The sequence below is a fragment of the Haloglomus litoreum genome (assembly GCF_029338515.1).
Lineage (GTDB): Archaea > Halobacteriota > Halobacteria > Halobacteriales > Haloarculaceae > Haloglomus > Haloglomus litoreum.
In genome coordinates this window covers 2104423-2124655 of the sequence record NZ_CP119988.1, presented here as the reverse complement: position 1 = coordinate 2124655, position 20233 = coordinate 2104423, and the positions used below count along the sequence as shown (strand labels likewise).

Here is a 20233-nt window from a genome sequence, read left to right as displayed (position 1 = left end):
GTGCCCGGAACGCGCGGTGCCCTGGGCAGGGCCCCTGCCGACGTGGGGACGGCCGCTTCCGCGTCCCGGTCGGGTCGCCCGTCACCGGGCCGGGGCCGTAGCGCTCCCCCGAGACGCCGGCCCCTGACGTGGTGGGTGCAGTGACGCCGTTTCACCGGGGGGAGGTGGGGCCCACCCCCAGGAAGCACTTATCCCTGCGGTCCATCGTTGCGGGTATGCCCTCGAGCCCTCCACCCCTCAGTTCCCGCCGAGCGGCGGCCGAGGCCGCGGTCGAGCAGGTCCGGCGGACCCTGGACGACCGACGGTACCAGCCGCTCCTCCAGGGAGCCGACTGACGACCCGCCCTCGCGTGGGTCCCGTTCCCGTCACGAAGGCGGACCCGTTCAGGCCTCACACGGCGGTACGGGCCGCCACCGTCCTCGTCGGCCGGGAGATTCCCGGCCTGCGGCAGGACTGCCGGGGATCAGCACCGGCCCGAGCGCGCTCCGCCGGCCAGCGAGGCGGTCGAGGCCAGTACGGTGATGACGACACCAGCGAGCGCGATGCCGAGGGGAACACCACGAACGGCCCGCCAAACAGGGGCACGAGGGGGTGACCACCGCCGCTCGCCGTCTCGGTGATACCCCCCGTGCGTGACCGCCAACCGGGGCAGGAGAGACGGGGACCGCTCGCAGTACATGGACCCCATTCCTCGATGCGGGTTACCCGGGACGCGGTGACAGGTGACCTGCCGGCACGCGACCAGGGCCTTACCGCCGGAGTCCGTCCAGCAGACGGTAGTCCTCGGTGGGCGTGTACCGCCGGAACACCAGCGTATTCGTCAGTACCGACACCGACGAGAGGGCCATCGCACCCGCAGCCAGGACGGGCTGGAGCAGCCCCAGCGAGGCGAGCGGGATCATCGCGGTGTTGTAACCCAGCGCCCAGAACAGGTTCTGGCGGACCTTCGCGAGGGTCCCCTCGCTGACCCGGACGGCCTTCATCACGTCCGCCGGGTCCGAGCGCATCAGCGTCACGTCGGCGGCCTCGATGGCCACGTCGGTCCCGCTCCCGATGGCGATACCGACGAACGCGGTGGCCAGCGCGGGGGCGTCGTTGACGCCGTCACCGACCATCAGCGCCCGGGTGCCGTCGGACTGGAGGTCCTCGATGGCGTCGGCCTTCTCCTCGGGGAGCACGCCGGCGCGGACGTTCTCGGGGTCGATTCCCACCGCCTCGGCGACGGCGCGCGCGGTCCGCTCGTTGTCGCCGGTGAGCATGTGGACCGCGGTGCCGCGCTCGCGGAGTGCCGAGACGGCCTCCCGGGCGGACTCCTTGACGGTGTCCGCGTCGGCGACGACACCCGCCACGCGGCCATCCACAGCGACCAGCATCGCCGTCTTCCCCTCGCTCTCGAGTCGCTCCATCGCCTCGTCGGCGGGTGACGGGTCCACGTCGCTGTCACGGAGGAGCGCGCGGTTCCCGACGAGCACCTCGCGGCCGGCGACGGTCGCGCGCACCCCCTTCCCGGGGACGTTCTCGAAGGACTCCGCGTCGGGGATGTCGAGCCCACGCTCGCGGGCACCCTCGACGACGGCCTCGGCGAGCGGGTGCTCGCTCCCCGTCTCGGCGGCCGCAGCCAGGCGGAGGACGGCGTCCTCGTCAAGCGGCGCGGCCGGCGCACCCGTGTCGGCATCGGCCTCCAGGGCCCCCCCGTCGGCGGCGACATCGCCACCGTCGGCGGCCGCGTCCAGCGCCACCACGTCGGTCAGGGTCATCTCGCCCTCGGTCAGCGTGCCGGTCTTGTCGAAGACGACGGCGTCCGCGTCGCGCACGCGCTCGAGGATGTCACCGCCGCGGAACAGCACGCCGTTACGTGCGCCGATAGTCGTGCCGACCATCGTGGCCGCGGGCGTCGCCAGTCCGAGCGCACAGGGGCAGGCGATGAGGACGGCGCTGGCGAAGACGACGATTGAGAACTCCAGTAGCGAGACGGTGCCGCCGGCGACGGCCGGGCCGCCAGCGACGAGCCCCCAGGTCGGGAGCGCATCGACGAAGCCCGCGAGCGCCTGGGGGAACAGGTACCAGACGACCGCCCAGAGGACGGCGTTGACGATGACCGCCGGGACGAAGTACGCCGAGATGCGGTCGGCGACGCGCTGGACGTCGGGCTGGCGGGACTGGGCCTCCCGGACGGTCTCGACGATCTGCCGGACGGCAGTCTCCGCACCGACCTTCGTGGCCTCGACCACGAGCACGCCGTTCTCGTTGACGGTGCCGCCGACCACCTCGTCGCCGGGGCCCTTCTCGACGGGCACGGACTCGCCGGTGACCATCGACTCGTCGACGGCGGACTCGCCGTCCACGACCGCCGCGTCCGTGGGGATCCTCTCCCCAGGACGCACCTTCAGGCGGTCCCCGACCGCCACCTCGTCGATGGGGACCTCCTCCTCGACAGTCTCGCCGTCGCGCTCGACCAGGCGGGTGGCGGTGTCGGCCTCCAGCTCCAGCAGTTCGCGGATGGCATCACCGGCCTGCCCCTTCGAGCGGGCCTCGAGGTAGTTGCCGAGCGTGATGAACGTCAGGATGAACGCGGCCGTGTCGAAGTAGAGACCGCCCGCGAGCACGTCCAGCAGCGTGATGACCGAGTAGACGTAGGCGGTGCTGGCGCCCAGCGCCACCAGCACGTCCATGTTGGCGCTCCCGTTGCGGATGGCCTTCGCGGCGTTGACGTAGAAGTCCTTCCCGAGGAGCACCTGCACGGGCGTCGCGAACGCGAACGCGACCCAGCCGAACGGGAGTTCGGTTCCGGGGACCGTCTCGGGGACCACCCCGGGCGCGAGCAGCTCCACGGTCATCAGTGCCAGGAGCGGGAGCGAGAGGGCGGCGCCGAGGAGTGTGAGGTCCCGCAACCGCTCGGTCTCGGCCGCGCGGGCGGCATCGCGCCGCTCCTCGGTACTCCCCTCGTTCTCGGCGTCCCCGTCCTCCCGGACCGGGCTGTAGCCGACCGACTCGATGGCCTCGTACAGGTCCCCGAGCGTGGCCGTCTCCGGATTGTACGTGACCCGGGCCTCGTCGGCCGCGAAGTTCGCGGTGGCCTCGACGACGCCGGGCACGTCACGGAGCGCCCCGGCGACGGTCTCCGAGCAGTTCGCACACGTCATATCCGTGATGGCGATGGTCGCCGAGGCCGTCCGCGGTTCGTAGCCCGCGCGCTCGACGGCATCGAAGACCGCGCCGAGCGTCACGACATCGGGGTCGTAGGTCACCGACCCCTCGTCCGTCGCGAAGTTCACGTCGACCGACTCGACGCCGTCGAGTTCGCCGACCGTCTCCTCGATGGTCGCCGAGCAGTTGGCACAGCTCATCCCCCCGATACCCATCCGTTCCCGGCGCGGGTCAGACACGCGTGATCACCTTGTTCGTTTGTAGGGCCCCACAGTTCAAGCGACTTTCCCGTTCGGAACCGAACTCCGACCGCGTTTTGGAATTGGAATCGAAAGTCAGGTGGAGTCCTGAACATTGTATCGACAGCGGAAATCCACAAGAACGGGACCGCATTACGACCTGGTGTGACCTTCCACACCGCGTTGCAGGACGTGCTCACCAACCCGGCCCTCCTCGCTGCCTGGGCCGTCCTCGTGGTCGCATCGCTGACCACACTGGCCGTCGATATCCGCCGGAACAACAGCGGCATCGCGCCCCTGATGAAGTTCGTCTGGGGCCTGACGGTCTGCTACTCGGGGCCACTCGGGCTCGCCATCTACTGGTACTCGGGGCGGCCCTCCATCCCGGAGGACACCGATGCGCGGCGGGCCTTCCGGTCGGTCGCGCACTGCTACTCCGGCTGTGGCGCCGGCGAGGTCATCGGCGTCGTCGTCACCGCCGGCATCCTCGCGCTGGAGACGCCGTTCGTCATCGCGGGGACGTTCGCGTGCGCGTACGCTCTCGGCTACGCGTTGACCGTCGGCCCCCTGATGCAGGAGGGCGTCGGCTTCGTCGAGGCCGCGCGCGACGCCCTCCTCACCGAGACGCCATCCATCACCGTGATGGAGGTCACGGCCATCAGCGTCGACGTGTGGCTGGCGGGCGAGGCGACCATGGGCGAACCCCTGTTCTGGTCGGCGCTGCTGGTCTCGCTGACCATCGGCCTGGCCGTGGCCTACCCGGTCAACTACCTCCTCGTCACACGGGGCGTGAAGGAGGGGATGCAGAACCCGAAGGACGCCGCCGCGTGAGCGCGCTCCGGCGGGCCGTCGACCGCTCCAGGCCGTTCAGGCGCCCTGCTCCAGCTCCTCGTACCGCTGGCGGAACGCCGCCTCGCAGGACTCACAGCAGAAGGCACGTTGCTCGCCGCCGACCTCCGCGAGGACGCCCTCGCCAGTGACCGTGTTGCTGCACTCGACACAGTCGATGCCGATGGTGGCGTCCCCGAGCGCGGGGGTCCACTCGCTGTCGGAGAGGAGATCGACCGACAGGTCCTCGACGACGTCGAAGTCCAGGGCCCCGGCGAGGTAGTTGCGCACCTCGCCGTCGGGGGCCGCCATCGAGGCGACGATGCGGCCATCGGCCGTCTCGAACAGGTGCTCGACGCCATCGAGCCCCGCCAGTTCCGCCCGGACCGCCGAGACGGCGGCCGGCGTCGGCCGGAGCGTGACCAGGACCTGCACCCCGTCCCGTAGCGTCGACCGGTCGATATCGACGGTGAACCGTTCGATGACGCCCAGCTCCTGCAGGCGCTCCACGCGGTCGGAGACGGCGGGCGGCGAGAGGTCCACCCGCTCGGCGATGTCGGCGTACGGCCGACGGGCGTCCTCCAGCAGGAGCCGGAGGATCTGCCGGTCGGTGTCGTCGAGGTCGCGCATACGGAACCGTCCTCGGCGACGGTCATGCCACTTTCGACGGTCCGTGGGGGGCGGGTACGAAACCCTCACACCCCCGACTCGGGGGCTCGGCGTGGACCTCGGGCGCCGGGGATGGCCTGCGGTCCCCACGTCGGCCGCCTTCCCCGAGCGGGGCGTTCAGCGGGCCCCGGAGGCAACGATGCATCTGGCAGGAACCGCCGTACAACTACCGGATTCCGACGATGGACTGTGAGAAACTGTATCTATGGACGTATCTTACGATATCGTGACGTACTCGGAGTCCTTGTTGAGCGCGAGGTTCGTCGCGATCTCTGCGTTCCGCACCGCGTACTGGGCGGTCTGGCCCAGCGACACCAGCACCTCGCGGACCTGCAGGAGGTCCTCGTTGGGCATCTCGTCGAGGTCGTTGAGGATCTCGCGCTCGCGGTCCTCGATCTGGCGGAACAGTTCGCGGACCTCGATGGCGATGTCGTAGTCGCGCTGGACCGCGGCCTCGACGCCCTTCTCGGTGATCTCGTTGACGTCGTCCGTGAAATCACGGATGCGCCGCATCGTCTTGTCGTCGACGTTGAGGGAGTGGCCCTCCGCCTCGAGGACGATCTCGGCGATGTCCTCGGCGTTGTCCGCGGTCAGTTCGAGGTTCTTCGCGATGGAACGGTAGCCGATGAGCGGGAAGCCGCCCTCCAGCCCGACCGCGCGGGCGAGGTTCGGGTTCTGGTAGGCGGTGAAGATGAGACGGAGCAGGAGGACGAAGATCTTGTTGGCCTGCCGCTCCCGGTTGAGGGCGCGCTGGGCGAGGTCCGGGTTGCCGTGGGCGAGCGCCTTGATGGCCTCGTTGCGCATCGTGCTGCCCGTCGATTCGAGTCGCGTGAGGAGGTTGTCCAGCGTGAAGTCCTCGGGGTCGACCGAGCAGCGGATGGCGATGCGCTCTGGCGTCTCCTCGATGACGCCCAGCCCCATGAGCTGCGTCTCGGCGTTGTAGACGGCGTTGATGGTCGCCGAGTCCAGCGTGCCGCCCTCCTCGACCTCGACGTGGATGACACGCCGCCCGAGGACGTACTGTGCGAGGATGGCCCGCTCGACGGCGTCGGCGTCGAGTTCGCCGGCGTGGATGACGGCCTCGGACTCCTCCTGCTGCAGCGACTCGGGCATCACCGTCAGCGTCCCCTTCGAACCGATGCGCAGCGACACCTCGTCGCCCTTCTCGACGTCCTGGGCCTTGGCCCACTCCGCTGGCAGCGTCATCGCCAGCGTCGAGGGGCCCAGCCGTTGCACTTTCCGGGTTTCCATGGACCTACTCCGCGCTCAGACACCTTAATCTTCACCCTACCGTATGGATATCCTGGCCGGTCTTTGGTTACGATTATATGCCGGACGTCACTGCAGGGTGTGACTAAGGAACGGGCCCCGTCCGGAGCGGGACACGGGGCATCCCTCCGTCCCCCCACTCCTCAGACCACCTCCATCAGCCGGCGCTCGAACTTCCCGACCCGAACCCGCTGCCAGCCACGGAGCTCCTCGTCCAGGTCCGTATCGCCCGTGTCCACGCGGAGGATTCCCGTCTCCTCCAGCTTCCGCGAGGAGGCGACGACCGTCACCTCGCACTGCCGGATGACCGGCGGCGAGATCTGGTCGTTCCCGCGGCCGAAGACGAACCCCTGGCCCCCGATGGGCGAGACCACGATGACGTTCTCCTCGCCGAGGTTCTCGAGGATGTCGGACTCGCCGGCATCGCGCACCAGGAGCTCCCCGTCACGCCAGACGTCGACGCCCAGCGGCGAGCCGTCGAAGCCCAGTTCCGTCTTGATCGCGTCCACGGTCGACCCCGGACCGAGGACGTACGTCGTGCCCTCGTCGTCGCGGATCTCGGCCGCGACGGCCTGGGCCAGCGCCTCGACGGAGCCGCCGCCGATCTGCTTCGAGGACTGCAGTTCCTCGCCCACGGGGACGTGGGCGAGCGCCTTCAGGTCCGTCCGGACGTCGCCACCGCGGTACGCGTCCTCGTCGATGTCGTTGACCTCACGGGTCTCCACGCGGTCGAAGGTCGCCGCAAGGCGGCCGGCCGCCCGGGGCGTGACAGCGAACACGGAGGAGTAGACCTTCACGCCCGCCGGCACCCCGAGCATCGGCGTCTCGCTGCCGAGGTCGTCCAGGGTCTCCGCGACATCGACCGCGGTCCCGTCCCCGCCGACGAACAGCACCAGGTCGACGTCTCGGGCGACGAACTCGCGGGTCGCGGCCCGGGTGTCCTCGGCGCTCGTCTCGTCGGGGTCGCGGGGCCGGCCGGCGATGGTCAGGTCCGCGGCGTCGAAGCCAGCAGCGAGTGCCGGCTCCTCGCCCATCCGCCCGCCCCAGACGACGAGTTCGAGGTCGGCACCCTGCCGCCGGAGGTGTTCGAGGGCCTCCGCCGCCCGGTCGGAGGCCCGGGGCTCGGCACCGCGGCGGCGGGCCTCCTCGACCTTGTTGTCCGTTCCCTTCAGGCCGACCCGTCCACCCATACCCGCGATGGGGTTGACCACGACCCCGACCCGGCGCGTCATGGCCAGGCGTTGGCCCCCCGCCCACTAACCTCCTCCGGGACCCGCTCTGTCGGTGGCCGATCCGAGTGGTCGGCCGGTTGTGGTTGATGGCGGGGGCGCCCGTCCAGGGAGCGGTGGCGGCATTGAAGTGGTCACGCGGCGACGCCCGGGACATGGCACGACGCAGCGTCCTGTTCTCGCCCGGCGACCAGCCGGACCTCATGCGAAAGGCCCCCGAATCGGGCGCCGACGTCGTCGTCTTCGACCTGGAGGACGGCGTCGCGCCCGAGGCGAAGGCCGACGGACGCGAGGCCGTCAACGAGGTGCTGACCGACCCCGACTTCGACCCGTCCTGCGAGGTCTGTGTGCGGGTGAACCCCGTCCAGCCGGACCGCGACACCGCGGCGACGGACCTGAAGGCCGTCCTCGACGGCGACCCGCGCCTCGATTCGGTGATGCTCCCCAAGGCCGAGCGCGCCGAGGACGTCCGCATCCTGGACAACCTGCTGGGGGCGCGTCGCGCCGACGTACCCATCCTCGCGCTCTGCGAGTCGGCCGCGGGCGTCCTGCACGCCGAGGCCATCGCCGCCACCGACCCCGTCGAGGCGGTGGCGTTCGGCGCCGAGGACCTCTCGGCCGACATCGGCGCCACCCGCACGCCTGAGGGGACGGAGGTGCTCCACGCCCGCGAGCACGTCGTCCTCGCGGCGGCCGCGGCCGACGTGGACGCGCTCGACACGGTCTTCACCGGTATCGGGGAACACGACGCCCTGGCCGAGGAGACGGCGTTCGCGCTCGGCCTCGGTTACGACGGGAAGATGTGCATCCACCCGGCGCAGGTGCCGGTCGTCAACGACGCCTTCACGCCGGACGAGGAGCAGATCGAGTGGGCCCAGCGCGTTCTGGAGGCGGCTGCCGAGGCAGAGGCCGACGGCGTGGGAGTCTTCCGCGTCGACGACGAGATGATCGACGCGCCGCTCATCGCGCGAGCCGAGCAGGTCAGGGAGCGAGCGGTGGCCGGCGGCGTCTGGCCCGGCGAGGCCTGACGGGGTCAGGGGCCGAGACGGGCCTCGGACGGAGCCGTGGCGTCGACCTCGGACCGGGGCGCTGGATCGCCCCGCCGGGCCGGATATATCGTGCCCCTAATACACATATGGAATCTTGGGTGTGCTATCAATCCAGCACGCTTATACTCCGACCCGATGAGAGCCGTGGTATGTCCGAGGAGACGAACCCCTTCGAGTCCCTGCAGGAGCAGATCCGCGACGCGGCCGAGTACGTCGACGCGGACGACGGCGAGCTCCAGCGGCTCTCGCGGCCGGAGCGGCTGCTGGAGACGAACCTCACCATCGAGCTCGACGACGGGTCCCTGGACACGTTCAAGGCCTATCGCTCGCAGTTCAACGGTGACCGCGGCCCGTACAAGGGCGGCATCCGCTACCACCCGGGCGTCGACGCGGACGAGGTGAAGGCCCTCTCCGGGTGGATGGTGTACAAGACCGCCGTTGTCGATATCCCCTACGGCGGGGGGAAGGGCGGGATCGCGGTCGACCCCCGCGACCTGTCGATGGACGAGCTGGAGCGGCTCACGCGCTCGTTCGCGAAGGAGCTCCGCCCCATCATCGGCGAGGATCAGGACATCCCCGCGCCGGACGTCAACACCGGACAGCGCGAGATGAACTGGATCAAGGACACCTACGAGACGCTGGAGAACACCACCGCGCCGGGCGTCATCACGGGCAAGGCCATCGAGTCGGGTGGGAGCGAGGGGCGCGTCGAGGCGACCGGTCGGTCGGTGATGCTCACCTCGCGCGAGGCGTTCGACTACCTCGGCAAGCGCATCGAGGGCGCGTCGGTCGCGGTCCAGGGCTACGGGAACGCGGGGTCGGTCGCCGCTCAGCTCCTCGAGTCCGACCTCGGTGCGAACGTCGTCGCCGTCTCCGACTCGTCGGGCGCCGTCTACGACGGAGCCGGTCTCGACGCGGCCGCCGTCCGGGACCACAAGGACGAGACGGGCACCGTGACCGGCTACTCGGAGGCCAGCGAGGAGCTGACCAACGAGGAACTGCTGACGCTGGACGTCGACCTGCTCATCCCGGCGGCGCTGGAGAACGCCATCGACGGCGACCTGGCCCACGACGTGCAGGCCGACGTCGTCGTCGAGGCGGCGAACGGCCCGCTGACCCCCGACGCCGATGACGTGCTCACCGAGCGTGGCATCCACGTCCTCCCGGACATCCTCGCCAACGCCGGCGGCGTGACGGTGTCGTACTTCGAGTGGGTGCAGAACCGCCAGCGGTTCTACTGGTCCGAGGAGAAGGTCAACGACGAGCTGGAGCGCCACATCGTCGACGCCTTCGAGGGGCTCATCGACGCATACGAGTCCTACGACATCCCGGACTTCCGCACGGCGGCCTACGTCGTCGCCATCAACCGCGTCCTCAAGACCTACCGCGAGGGCGGGAGCTGGCCCTGACACCTCCACCCCGTTCCACGCAGGCCCGGGATGTCCCCTCGTCATCCCGCGGACCCCTGCCGCCTCGCTCGGCCCGAAGCCCGTAGCGTTTTATCGTCCGCCGCCGACCCCGCAACCATGCTCGAGCGTCTCCTGCCGGGGCCCCTCGCGGCTGCGTACGAGCGTGACCTCCCGGAGCCGGTCCACGTCCCGAACCTGCTGAGCTTCTCGAGCCGGACGTGGTACCGCCGCTACGCGGCCGCGGTGTACCCCCTCATCCGCGCGGTCGGGGGGCGGACACGCTGGTTCGGCCGTCACGAGCGGACCTACCACGGCGAGCGACAGTGCGAGGAGTTCGGACTGGTCGAGTACCCCTCGCATCGGCGGTTCCTCCTCATGATCGGCAACCCGTACTATGCGCTGATCAACGGACTCCGCGAGCGCGGCATCTCCCACTTCCAGGCGGGCTTCACGACGCCCGTCACCGACGAGCCGCTGGGCCGGCACGACTTCCTCCTGACGGTCCACTTCGAGCCCCGGACCGGCCGGGTGGACGAGGGTGACTTCGCGGCCATCGAGGAGGCGTTCGCGGACGCCGGCGGCGCATACGTCTACGGGACCCGACTCACCAGCGACTGGGACTTCCTCGGGGAGCCGACGGACCAGGCCGACCCGCGGCCGCTCTCGTACCCCGGCATCGCCTGCTTCGCGGAACCGAGCCCGACGACCGCCGACGCGACCGTCGATGCCCTGGGTGACGCACTCGACGATGTCGTCGAGGACTACGCGCTCTGTCTCTACCGCCGCGACGACCTCTGAGATGGGGAGCGCGACCCCCGGACGGTGGACGGTCGACGTGAGCGTTATGTGCCTGGCACTGGTCGGAGACGTATGGACCGCCGGAACCTGTTTATCGTCGGCGTCGCGGCCGCCGGGCTCCTGGCCATCGTCGTGGGCGTCCACCAGAGCCTGGTCGAGGTGGCACCCGGGTTCGACGGCCGCATCGTGACCGGCTGGGACCGGAGTCTCAGCCACGAGGAGCGACTGCTTGCGGTGCTCGGAGGCATGGGCCTCGTGGGCGCCGCCGGAGCGATCCGCTGGCGGAGACTCGGGGCGATTCCGGTCGCTGCCGGGAGTGTCGTGTTGCTGTTCACGCTCCGTGCGGTCGGCCAGTACGCGCAGCGACCGGGGCTCTACACCGAGGTCCGGCTCCACGACGGGACCACGACCAGATTCGTCCTCGGGGCCGAACCCTTCCTGCTCGCCGGGGGCGCACTCCTCCTCGTCACCGCCGGCGTCGCCGGCTGGCGCACGCACCGGCGAGAGGCGGATGGGGGCGAGGCCGAGACGGCCGTCGGCCCGGTGGCGTAGCCGCCGGCAGCCCGGGACCCGAAGCCTGAAGCGACCGCCGTGCCCCGGGGTGGGTATGAAGGCCACCGCCGTCGCCCACCCCATCGAGGGGCTGGTCAAGTACCACGGGATGAGCGACCACGAACTCCGATATCCGTACCACGATTCCATCAGCGTCTGCACGGCACCCTCCCGAACCCGGACGACCGTCGAATTCGAGGACCGGGAGGCGGACCGCTACGTCGTGGACGGCGAAACCGTCGAGGGTCAGGGCGCCGAGCGCATCCGCTCGGTCGTCGACCGGGTCCGCGAGTTGGCCGACGAGGACAGACGGGTTCGGATGGAGAGCGAGTCGAACTTCCCCACCAACATCGGCTTCGGCTCCTCGGCCTCCGGGTTCGCGGCGCTCGCGGTCGCCGCGTGCGGGGCCGCCGGCCTGGACCTCGACCACCCGTCGATGTCGGCCATCGCACGCCGCGGGTCGGCCTCGGCCGCCCGCTCCGTGACGGGGGCGTTCTCGGACCTCTCGGCGGGCCACAACGACGAGGACTGCCGCTCGCACCGACTCGAGACGGAGCTCGAGACGGAGCTACGCATCGTCGGCTGCGAGGTACCGGCGTTCAAGCACACCCAGGCGGCCCACGACGAGGCCGAGGAGAGCCACATGTTCGAGGCCCGGCTCGCGCACGTCCACGAGCAGCTCCAGACGATGCGGGATGCGCTCCGCGGGGGTGACTTCCATCGCGCGTTCGAACTGGCCGAGCAGGACTCGCTCTCGCTGGCCGCCACCACGATGACGGGGCCCGCGGGCTGGGTCTACTGGCAGCCCGAGACGCTGGAGATCTTCGAGACGGTCCGTGACCTCCGCGAGGAGGGTGTCGACGCCTACTACTCGACCGACACCGGCGCCTCCGTGTACGTCAACACGACCCGCGAGGATGTCGACCGGGTGCAGGCGGCCATCGATGACCTCGGCGTCCCGACCCGGGTCTGGGAGGTCGGGGGCCCCGCCCGCATCGTGGACGACCCGCTGTTCTGAACGAGCTTTTTTCCGCTGCGGGTGACCTCAACGGCCGGCTTCGCCGGCCGTCATCGGTCACCGGCTGGCCGGCTTTGCCGGCCAGCGAATAGATTGCCGGCGTAGCCGGCAATCCGCTTGCGCAAAAAACGTTCGGAAAAAAGGGCCGGCCCTCACTCCGTTCGGGCCGGTGAACGGCGCGCCTATGGCGCGCCGATGCAGGGGGAATGTTGGATAGTGTGGCGGGCGCAGTGTATTTTCGGTCGAAGGACCGGATCAAGGGCGTTCTGTGGCCGGAGAGTGAGTCGGTTGTCATGGGCCCGCCCACAGTTATGGGGGAGCCAGCCGCACACCCGACCATGCCCGAGAACATCGGCGAGCAGCGCCAGCGCGAGATCTTCGTCAGCGGGCACGCGGGCATCGAGCCCGACGTCCCCATCCGTTTCGAGGAACTGGAGGAGGCCGCCCTGGAGGTGATGGACGAGGCCGCGGCCGGCTACGTGGCCGGCGGCGCCGGCGGCGAGAACACGGTCGGTCGCAACCGGCGGGCGTTCGACCGCTGGCGCATCGTCCCGCGCTTCCTCCGTGACGTGGGCGAGCGCGACCTCTCGGTCGAGGTCTGCGGGCAGGAACTGCCGTTCCCCGTCATGCTCGCCCCCATCGGCATCCAGTCCATCGCCCACGAGGACGCCGAACTGGCGACCGCCGAGGGGGCCCGCGAGGCCGGGATGCCCGTCATCCTCTCATCGGTGGCCTCGGAGACCCTGGAGGACGTGGCCGACGAGCTGGGGGAGACGCCGAAGTGGTTCCAGCTCTACTGGTCCTCCGAGCGCGACTTCGCCACGAGCTTCATCGAGCGCGCCGAGGACGCCGGCTACGACGCCATCGTCGTCACCGTGGACACACCGGTCCCGGGCTGGAAGGAGCGCGACCTCTCGCGGGGGTACGTCCCACAACTGGACGGCGAGGGCATGGCGAACTACCTCGCCGACGGGACGTTCCTGGACCTGCTGGACCAGCCGCCCGAGGAGAACGAGTTCGGCGCGATCCAGACCTTCCTCGACGTGTTCGGGGACCCGTCGCTGACGTGGGCGGACCTCGACTGGCTCCGCGAGCAGACCGACCTCCCCGTCGTGGTGAAGGGGCTCCTGCATCCCGCGGACGCTCGGCGTGCGGTCGAACATGGCGCGGACGGCGTCATCGTCTCGAACCACGGCGGCCGACAGGTAGACGGCGCCATCGCCGCCATCGAGGCACTCCCGCGGATCGCCGCCGAACTCGACGATACGGACGCCGACGTGCTGTTCGACTCGGGCGTCCGCCGGGGAGCCGAGGCGCTGAAGGCGCTCGCACTCGGTGCCGACGCCGTCTGCCTGGGGCGGCCGTACATCTACGGGCTCGCCATCGACGGGGCGAACGGGGTCGAGGCAGTCTGCGAGAACTTCGTCGCGGACATGGACCTGACGATGGGTCTGACCGGCCGGACGCGCGCGGCCGACATCGACCGGTCGCTCGTCGTCGACGAGCGGCAGCTGTTCCGGGACCCGACCAGCTACCGGTAGCGCGCTCCCCACCAACCCGACAGACTCGTACACTACGCCACAACTTCCCCCACAGAGTCCCGGATATCTCGATATCTTCGAGTGTTAGGGCCTCACACGGCGGAGAAACTATTAATACACATCCTCCCACACGAACGGATACGTTCGCATCAGACCCGAACGACCGGCCCCACACCATGACCATCCGCAATCGCCCATCGCTGTCCGCTCCCGTCGACAGCGCCGCGTTCGCCCCCATCGGGGGACGCGCCGCTATCGACGTGGCGACGGCTGCTGAGGGCGAGGGCGTGTGGTCGTATGTGGCCACCCGTCGCGACCCCCTCGCGACCCAGCTGACGTAGGCCGCCGGGTCTTCCGGACCCGGCGCGCCCCTGGGGCGCGAGGGTCCGACCGCGACGCTCTCCTTCGCGCCTCTCACCGTCCAGCTGGCAGCAGGTATCGACTGCACGACCGACACCCGTCGCCCGGAATCCCGTCTTCGATGGCGGGGACCGGTCGTCGGGCCGACCAGCCGTCGGGCCGCCGCTCGCCGAGAGGCATCGCCGTCCGGCGGCCCGCCCGAACGGGGTCCCCATCTACCCGGTGGGCGACTCCGGCGGTGTCCGCCGACACCCGAAGCACGTTACCCCGACACCAGATGCGTGGGCGCGTCGCCCACGGTCAGGGACCGCCCGGTGGAGCGCGCCGGCGCCGCGGGTTCGACTCCCGCACGGTCCCCTTATGGCACTGTACGGTACCCACCCCGAGCACGAATCGACGCACGAACACGACGCGGTCGCGGTCGAGGTCGACGCCCAGGTCCGGGTCCCCCGCGGCGAGATGGGGGACCTCCCGGCCGGCGTCGCCGACGTCCTCGCCGGCATCGACGGCGCGGCGGTCGTCGACGTCGGCGAGATCGACCTGGTCCGCCCGGGCTCGCTCGACATCTACGTCGACGTGACCGCCCGCATCGAGGGCGCGTTCGGCGCCCGCGACGCCGACGCCATGACCGCCCACGTCGCCGACGCCTTCGGCGTCGAGGCGGTCCACGCCGTCGCCGTCGAGTACGAACGCGAGCGCGACGACGAGAAGCGCGATACCGAGACGGCGGACGAGGGCACCGACCCACCCCGAGACCACGGCTGACTGGCCCGGGAGTCCAGTCCCCGCTGACACCCTCCACCGATGCAAGCAGACGCACACTACGAAGCAGCACGCGCACAGCACCGACGGGCCCCGCCCGTCCGATACGTGGTCGCCTTCACGGTCGCCCCCTTCGCCGCGATGGCGGTCGTCAGCTACCCCGCGGTCGCCGCCGTCATGGCGGTCGTCGCCATGGTCGTGGTCGCCTCGCGCGGCCGGCCGGGCGACGATTGAGGCCAGCCACGGCACGCAGACCCCAGGGTGAGGACCGGGCCACCACGGTCTCCGGACCACCTGCGGCCACGGAGGCCCACCGATGACCGGCGTTCGGACTCATCGTCCCGTTGCACCGGCGGTACGGTGGCCTTGCTTATCATTCTCAGAGCGAATCATGGACACATGTCCACAGAAGACATGCCATCCGTCGAATCGCTGGTACGACCCGCCCTGGCGCTCGCCGTCCTGCTGGCCGCGCTGCAGCTACTGGTGAACGTCGTGAGCCGACTCCTGAACGGCACGCCCCTGACCCCGTTCCGTACCGTCGGCGGGCAGGTCGTCGGCGTCCTCGGCGAGGCGACGCTCATCGCGGTCCTCCTCGCGGTCATCACCGTCGGGACCACCATGACCGTCGTCAAATGGGGGAGCATCGCCCTGTACGGGGTCGGTCTCGTCCAGAGCGTCCTCTTCGACCTCGTCTACGGGTTCAGCGTCGGTCTCGGCACGCTGTTCGATCCCCTCTCCACGGTGCTCCTCTTCCTGGCCGTCGTCGCGGCGGTCCGGACGTACCGCGGCGAGACCGTCCTCCCCGGCGTGGAGTACACGCTCGATGTCGAGGCACTCCGCGTCGAGCGGCAGACTCCGGTCACCGCGTCCCCCGCTGGTGGGGTCGACGAGCCCGACGACGAGCCGTTCGAGCGCTCGGAGCCCCGCTGACCTCGTTCACCGCCCCTCGAACTCCGGCTCGCGGTCCTCCGCGAACGCCTGCACCGCCTCCTCGTGGTCGTCGGTCTGCGAGCAGATGCGCTGGGCACGGGTGGCGTGCTGGTGGGCCGTCTCCAGGTCCACGTCGAACGCCTCGTTGACCAGCGCCTTCGACTCCGCGAGGGCGACGGGCGGCCCCGAGGCCAGTTCCGCGGCGAACTCGGTTGCGGTCTCTTGCAACTCGTCGTCGGGAACGCACTCGCGGGCCAGGCCCCACTCGACGAGGTCCGCGCCGGAGACGTGCTTGCCGGTCATGATGAGCTCCTTCGCCTTCGCCTCACCGACGATGCGCGGCAGGAGGTAGGCCCCCCCGTCGCCCGGGACGAACCCGACATCGACGAACGTCTCGGCCATGGTCGCGGACTCCCCGGCGATGCGGAAGTCGCAGGCCAGCGCCGTGTCGCATCCCGCGCCCATCGCGTAGCCGTTGACCGCGGCGACGACCGGCGTGCCCATCCCGCGCAGTGTGACCACCACGTTCTGGAACATCCCGAGGCCGGCCTCGTACTCGGCGAGGTCCTGCTCCGCCGAGAGCGGCATCTCGTCGAGGTCGACGCCCGCACAGAACCCGTCCCCTTCGCCGGTGAGGACGATGGCCCTGATCTCGCGGGCGTCGTCCAGTGCGTCGAGCGTCGGGACGAGGTCGTGCAGGAGCGCCTCGTTGTACGCGTTCAGCGAGTCGGGGCGCGCCAACATCACCCGCGCGACGTGTTCGTGGGTGTACTCGACGTCCAGCACGTCGCTGTCGGGTGCACGGTCGGCCGCAGCGCCGGATGCGTCCGTCATGGGAACCGCCTCGGGGGCCGGGGGCTTGCCCCTTGCGCCGCTGGCGTGGCCTGCCGTCGTCGCGACGCTCATATCCCGGGCACGTCTACAGGGGCCCGTGGAGAACGTCACGTCGGAGGTGTCGAACCCGTTCGGCATCCGCTACTACGGTCGCGCGGTCCCCGGGTACGGGGACGCCAACGCCGACGTCCACGTCGTCGGCGACCATCCCGGCCGACACGGTGGGGAGGGGACGGGCGTCCCGTTCACGGAGTCCGTCGCCGGCGTCCGACTGCAGCGGGTCCTGCACGCGGTCGGGCTGCTGGCCGAACCGTACGCGGACCGTCCCGACTGCTGGAACTGCTTCTGCTCGTACGCACACCCGGAGGTGTGGCGGATCGGGGAGCGAGCCGACGGTTCCCTCGACCCCGACGAGGCGGCGTACGCCGACGCCGAGCGCTACCTCGACGCGGAGCTCCGGGCCGTGAACGCCCACATCCTCGTCCTCGTGGGCGACCGGGCGCTCGGGTACGGACTCCGCGAGCACACCGCGCTCGCCGACCGGCTGCCGACCGAGGCGGCCGCGCTGCACGCCCAGGAGGTGACGGGGAGGGGGTTCCTGCTGGTCCCCGTGGCCGAGCCCTCGGGGTGGACACCCGCGGACGAGCGGGCGCTCGTGGAGCGGCTGGAGACCATTCTCGACCGGGACTACCGGCAGACGAAGGGCGTCGCGACGACGGTCGGGTGAGTCCGTGGAGGCACGACGGGCCGACTCAGTACGGCGTCTCCTCGCGGGGCATCGTCCGGATGTCCGAGTCGCCGTCCGTGATCTCGTACCACGTCTGGACCGGGATGCCAGTCTGCTCGCGGACGGCGTCGCGGGCGAGGTCCCAGTAGAACGGCCCCGAGGCCACCCGGAGAACCCGCCAGGCGTCGACCGCATCCGCCTCGTGAGGGGGCGGCCGCTCGTAGACGACGGCCAGGCAGGCGTCCTCCGTGTTCTGGAGCTGGGTCCATGCGACGCGTTCGACCGACGGGAAGCCATCGAGCAGCGCGGCCGCCAGCGCTTCCGGCTCTCGCCCGACGTGCGAGGTCAGCAGGCAGGAGAAGGCGCCGTCGTGGTGACGGGCGTTCCGCATCCAGGTCAGGTCGTCCGCGGGCCAGTTCGCGGCCACCTCGTGGGCCGTCATGTCGGTCCGGAAGGTGACCGTCTCGTGCGTCCCCATGCCCGTGCCAGGTGACCGACGGGCAAGTAGCTGCGGTCCTCACAGCCACGGCGCCCGGTCGCCGTCGGAGATACCGGGGGTGTGGTCGACCTCGTCGTCGGCCTCGTCCGGGGCGACCGCGTCGACACGCGGCGTCGCGTCGGGGTCGACGTTCTCGATGGCCACCTCCGCGTCACCGGCGCCGCCCTCGCCGTCCGCGGCCACGATGGGCCCGAGCGGCTCGTCCTCCGCGACGGGGCCCTCGGCCTCATCGGCCGGGAGCGGCCCGCCGCGGCCGTCGGGGTCGAACGCCAGCAGGGACGTGATGCCCAGCACCGCGAGTGCGAGCGGCGCGTTCGCCGGGATGAGCTCGAGGATGGACAGCGGGAGGACGCCGAGCGCGACGGCGCTGCCGAAGCGGAAGCGGTCGAGGTCGACGACCCCGCGGAGCCAGGGGCCGAACAGGGCGACGCCGAGCGCGAACGCGACGCCGACCCCGCCGGCCGCTGCCCCTCGGGCGACGAGCCACGGGTCGGTGACGATCTCGAGACTCGCACCGGAGGGGTCGGCGCTGGCGACGAGCCCGAGCCCGATGATGACCGCCGGGCTGGGAAGGTACTCGCCCACGGTGGCCGAGGCGGTCTTCGCGGCGACCGCGAGGATGACCAGCGCGGCGAACCGGCTGAAGATGGTCAGGTTCAGGAGCGTCTCGATGGTCGGCGCGAGTGCGGCCTCGACTGCGGCCAGCGAGACGACGCCGACCCCCACCAGGAGGACGGACGAGACCTGTTCGCGGCGGCTGCCGTCCATCTCGGCGAGGATGACCGCGACGGTGGCCGAGCCACCGAACACGAGCAGGCCGACCTCGAGGATGCCGGTCAGGTCGTCGACCCCACCCGCCAGTACGAGGGCGGGGAAGATCCCGTCGATGAGCGGCAGCAGCATGACGGTCGCGAGCAGCCGCGTTCCGCGGCCGACGTGCTGTTCGAGGCGGAGGGCGACCGGGTGGCGAGAGACGCTCATCTCACGACGACAGGCCCTCACCCGAGGCCGATGGGTGATGTTCCTCGCGATACCTCACGACAGGGGCCATGCCCGAGTGCATGGACGCGTTGAACTGTCGCTTGGCCGCGAAGGGGTTCTTCGCCGTATTGAATGTCCACGTCGCGAATGTCTTGCCGGTGCTGAAGGAGTCGGTCGGCTCCCCGGCGATACGCGATGCGACGGGACTGGCGAAGTCCATGTGGGAAGGCAATACTTGCTGGGTACTAAACGTTGTGTGAGACTCGCCCCCACTGCACTCGCGTTCACGATCGAGAGCCGGGGAACGAACGACGTTCATCCACTTCCATGTACAGGAGTGGACGTGTGGCAAGCGATCACACACCCGGGGCGAGGAGCGGCCGACCCCCGCGAGCGCGCATCCGCAGCAACCGCCCCGACCGCCATGGCTTAGTGTGCCCCCCACCGACCGACGGCCGATGGAGGGTCGCGCAGCCGCGCCCGGCGCGGGGACGGTCCTGAACGCGCTCGCCAACGGGTCCGGGAGTGCCTTCGCCATCGACGCCCGGACGCGGGCGTCGGTCGAACTCGATGACTCGGGGCGCGTGACCGCCGAGATCGCGGGCGCGCCGGACGCGGACACGCGACTCGTCGAGCGGTGCGTGGAACTGGTTCTGGAGCGACACGGGGGCGGGCAGCCGACGGACGACGGGCCGAGCGGCGGACACGTCCGCACCGAGAGCGAGGTGCCGATGGCGGCCGGGCTCAAGTCCTCGTCCGCCGCGGCGAACGCGACCGTGCTGGCGACGCTCGACGCACTCGACCGGGCACCCGCGGACGCGCTCCCGGACGACGAGCGCGCGGCCCCGGACGCCCCCACTCGTGCGGCCGCCTGCCGCCTCGGCGTCCAGGCCGCGCGCGACGCCGGTGTCACGGTGACGGGCGCGTTCGACGACGCCTCGGCCTCGATGCTTGGCGGGGTGACGGTGACGGACAACACCGAGGACGCGCTGCTCTCGCGGGAGACGCTCCCGACCGCGTGGCGGGCACTCGTCTGGACGCCCGACGAGCGCGCGTTCTCGGCCGATGCGGACGTGGGGCGCTGCGAGCGCATCGCGCCCGTCGCCGACCTCGTGCGCGAACTCGCGCTCGACGGCGAGTACGCCCGCGCGATGACGGTCAACGGCTTCGCCTTCTGTGCGGCGCTGGGCTTCACGGCCGACCCGGCGGTCGAGGCGCTCCCGGACGCTGCGGGGGCTTCGCTCTCGGGGACCGGACCCTCGTTCGTCGCGGTCGGGACCGACGCCGGGCTGGACCCGGTCGAGGCACGCTGGCAGGAGCGAGAGGGAACGACGCGCCGACTGACGCTGGACACTGCGGGCGGGACGGTAGAGCGATAACTGCAGCGGA

Annotated in this window: 20 protein-coding genes; 12 read left to right on the top strand and 8 right to left on the bottom strand. The window is 70.7% G+C overall.

The genetic code is table 11. The features are described 5' to 3' along the window. Positions 1-749: 749 nt before the first annotated feature. Positions 750-3362, bottom strand: a complete 2613-nt coding sequence (locus tag P2T62_RS10540; protein WP_276261607.1) for a heavy metal translocating P-type ATPase — start codon at positions 3360-3362, stop codon at positions 750-752. Positions 3363-3551: 189 nt separating this feature from the next. Between P2T62_RS10540 and P2T62_RS10535 the strand changes: the two genes are divergently transcribed. Next, positions 3552-4217, top strand: a complete 666-nt coding sequence (locus P2T62_RS10535) for a DUF4396 domain-containing protein (RefSeq protein ID WP_276261353.1) — start codon at positions 3552-3554, stop codon at positions 4215-4217. 36 nt (positions 4218-4253) lie between these two features. On the opposite strand, the gene P2T62_RS10530 is transcribed toward P2T62_RS10535, so the two are convergent. The 3 genes from P2T62_RS10530 to P2T62_RS10520 form a co-directional block, all read right to left on the bottom strand. After that, on the bottom strand, positions 4254-4844 hold the full coding sequence (locus tag P2T62_RS10530; protein WP_276261352.1) for a winged helix-turn-helix transcriptional regulator: 591 nt from the start codon (positions 4842-4844) through the stop codon (positions 4254-4256). A 255-nt stretch (positions 4845-5099) separates the two neighbouring features. Continuing rightward, the gene (locus P2T62_RS10525; RefSeq protein WP_276261351.1) at positions 5100-6134 is read right to left on the bottom strand and encodes a phosphate uptake regulator PhoU; all 1035 of its coding nucleotides are present in this window, start codon (positions 6132-6134) and stop codon (positions 5100-5102) included. A 161-nt stretch (positions 6135-6295) separates the two neighbouring features. Continuing rightward, positions 6296-7384, bottom strand: a complete 1089-nt coding sequence (locus P2T62_RS10520) for an ATP-NAD kinase family protein (RefSeq protein ID WP_276261350.1) — start codon at positions 7382-7384, stop codon at positions 6296-6298. A 152-nt stretch (positions 7385-7536) separates the two neighbouring features. Between P2T62_RS10520 and P2T62_RS10515 the strand changes: the two genes are divergently transcribed. From P2T62_RS10515 to P2T62_RS10475, 9 genes are all read left to right on the top strand, one after another. Next, positions 7537-8409 carry an HpcH/HpaI aldolase/citrate lyase family protein gene (locus tag P2T62_RS10515; RefSeq protein ID WP_276261349.1) on the top strand — a complete coding sequence of 291 codons (873 nt, stop codon included), beginning with the start codon at positions 7537-7539 and terminating at the stop codon, positions 8407-8409. A 170-nt stretch (positions 8410-8579) separates the two neighbouring features. Beyond that, entirely contained in the window at positions 8580-9839 is a 1260-nt protein-coding gene (locus P2T62_RS10510) for a Glu/Leu/Phe/Val family dehydrogenase (RefSeq protein WP_276261348.1), read from the top strand. A 117-nt stretch (positions 9840-9956) separates the two neighbouring features. Beyond that, complete coding sequence (locus P2T62_RS10505; RefSeq protein ID WP_276261347.1) at positions 9957-10637, top strand: DUF1330 domain-containing protein; 681 nt, start codon at positions 9957-9959, stop codon at positions 10635-10637. Between the two features lie 72 nt (positions 10638-10709). Further along, positions 10710-11189: a hypothetical protein gene (locus tag P2T62_RS10500; RefSeq protein WP_276261346.1), complete on the top strand. Its 480-nt coding sequence runs from the start codon at positions 10710-10712 to the stop codon at positions 11187-11189. A 55-nt stretch (positions 11190-11244) separates the two neighbouring features. Continuing rightward, on the top strand, positions 11245-12207 hold the full coding sequence (mvaD, locus tag P2T62_RS10495) for a phosphomevalonate decarboxylase MvaD (RefSeq protein ID WP_276261345.1): 963 nt from the start codon (positions 11245-11247) through the stop codon (positions 12205-12207). A 338-nt stretch (positions 12208-12545) separates the two neighbouring features. Next, the gene (locus P2T62_RS10490; RefSeq protein ID WP_276261344.1) at positions 12546-13748 is read left to right on the top strand and encodes an alpha-hydroxy-acid oxidizing protein; all 1203 of its coding nucleotides are present in this window, start codon (positions 12546-12548) and stop codon (positions 13746-13748) included. Positions 13749-14468: 720 nt separating this feature from the next. Next, positions 14469-14873, top strand: a complete 405-nt coding sequence (locus tag P2T62_RS10485) for a hypothetical protein (RefSeq protein WP_276261343.1) — start codon at positions 14469-14471, stop codon at positions 14871-14873. Positions 14874-14912: 39 nt separating this feature from the next. Continuing rightward, the gene (locus P2T62_RS10480; protein ID WP_276261342.1) at positions 14913-15104 is read left to right on the top strand and encodes a hypothetical protein; all 192 of its coding nucleotides are present in this window, start codon (positions 14913-14915) and stop codon (positions 15102-15104) included. A 165-nt stretch (positions 15105-15269) separates the two neighbouring features. Then, entirely contained in the window at positions 15270-15803 is a 534-nt protein-coding gene (locus P2T62_RS10475; protein ID WP_276261341.1) for a hypothetical protein, read from the top strand. Between the two features lie 6 nt (positions 15804-15809). On the opposite strand, the gene P2T62_RS10470 is transcribed toward P2T62_RS10475, so the two are convergent. Beyond that, complete coding sequence (locus P2T62_RS10470; RefSeq protein ID WP_276261340.1) at positions 15810-16637, bottom strand: enoyl-CoA hydratase/isomerase family protein; 828 nt, start codon at positions 16635-16637, stop codon at positions 15810-15812. Positions 16638-16734: 97 nt separating this feature from the next. Here P2T62_RS10470 and P2T62_RS10465 point away from each other — a divergent pair, with 97 nt between their 5' ends. Beyond that, positions 16735-17364: a uracil-DNA glycosylase family protein gene (locus tag P2T62_RS10465; protein WP_276261339.1), complete on the top strand. Its 630-nt coding sequence runs from the start codon at positions 16735-16737 to the stop codon at positions 17362-17364. Positions 17365-17389: 25 nt separating this feature from the next. Here the strand turns inward: P2T62_RS10465 and P2T62_RS10460 are convergent, their stop codons facing one another. The 3 genes from P2T62_RS10460 to P2T62_RS10450 are packed head-to-tail and all read right to left on the bottom strand — an operon-like array spanning position 17390 to position 19064. Beyond that, complete coding sequence (locus tag P2T62_RS10460; protein ID WP_276261338.1) at positions 17390-17842, bottom strand: hypothetical protein; 453 nt, start codon at positions 17840-17842, stop codon at positions 17390-17392. A gap of 39 nt (positions 17843-17881) precedes the next feature. Then, the gene (locus P2T62_RS10455; protein WP_276261337.1) at positions 17882-18844 is read right to left on the bottom strand and encodes a DUF5794 domain-containing protein; all 963 of its coding nucleotides are present in this window, start codon (positions 18842-18844) and stop codon (positions 17882-17884) included. 1 nt (position 18845) lies between these two features. Next, positions 18846-19064, bottom strand: coding sequence for a DUF8099 family protein (locus P2T62_RS10450; RefSeq protein ID WP_276261336.1), 219 nt, complete (start codon positions 19062-19064; stop codon positions 18846-18848). A 238-nt stretch (positions 19065-19302) separates the two neighbouring features. On the opposite strand from P2T62_RS10450, the gene P2T62_RS10445 reads away from it, so the two are divergent. Beyond that, positions 19303-20223, top strand: coding sequence for a shikimate kinase (locus P2T62_RS10445; protein WP_276261335.1), 921 nt, complete (start codon positions 19303-19305; stop codon positions 20221-20223). Positions 20224-20233: the final 10 nt, after the last annotated feature.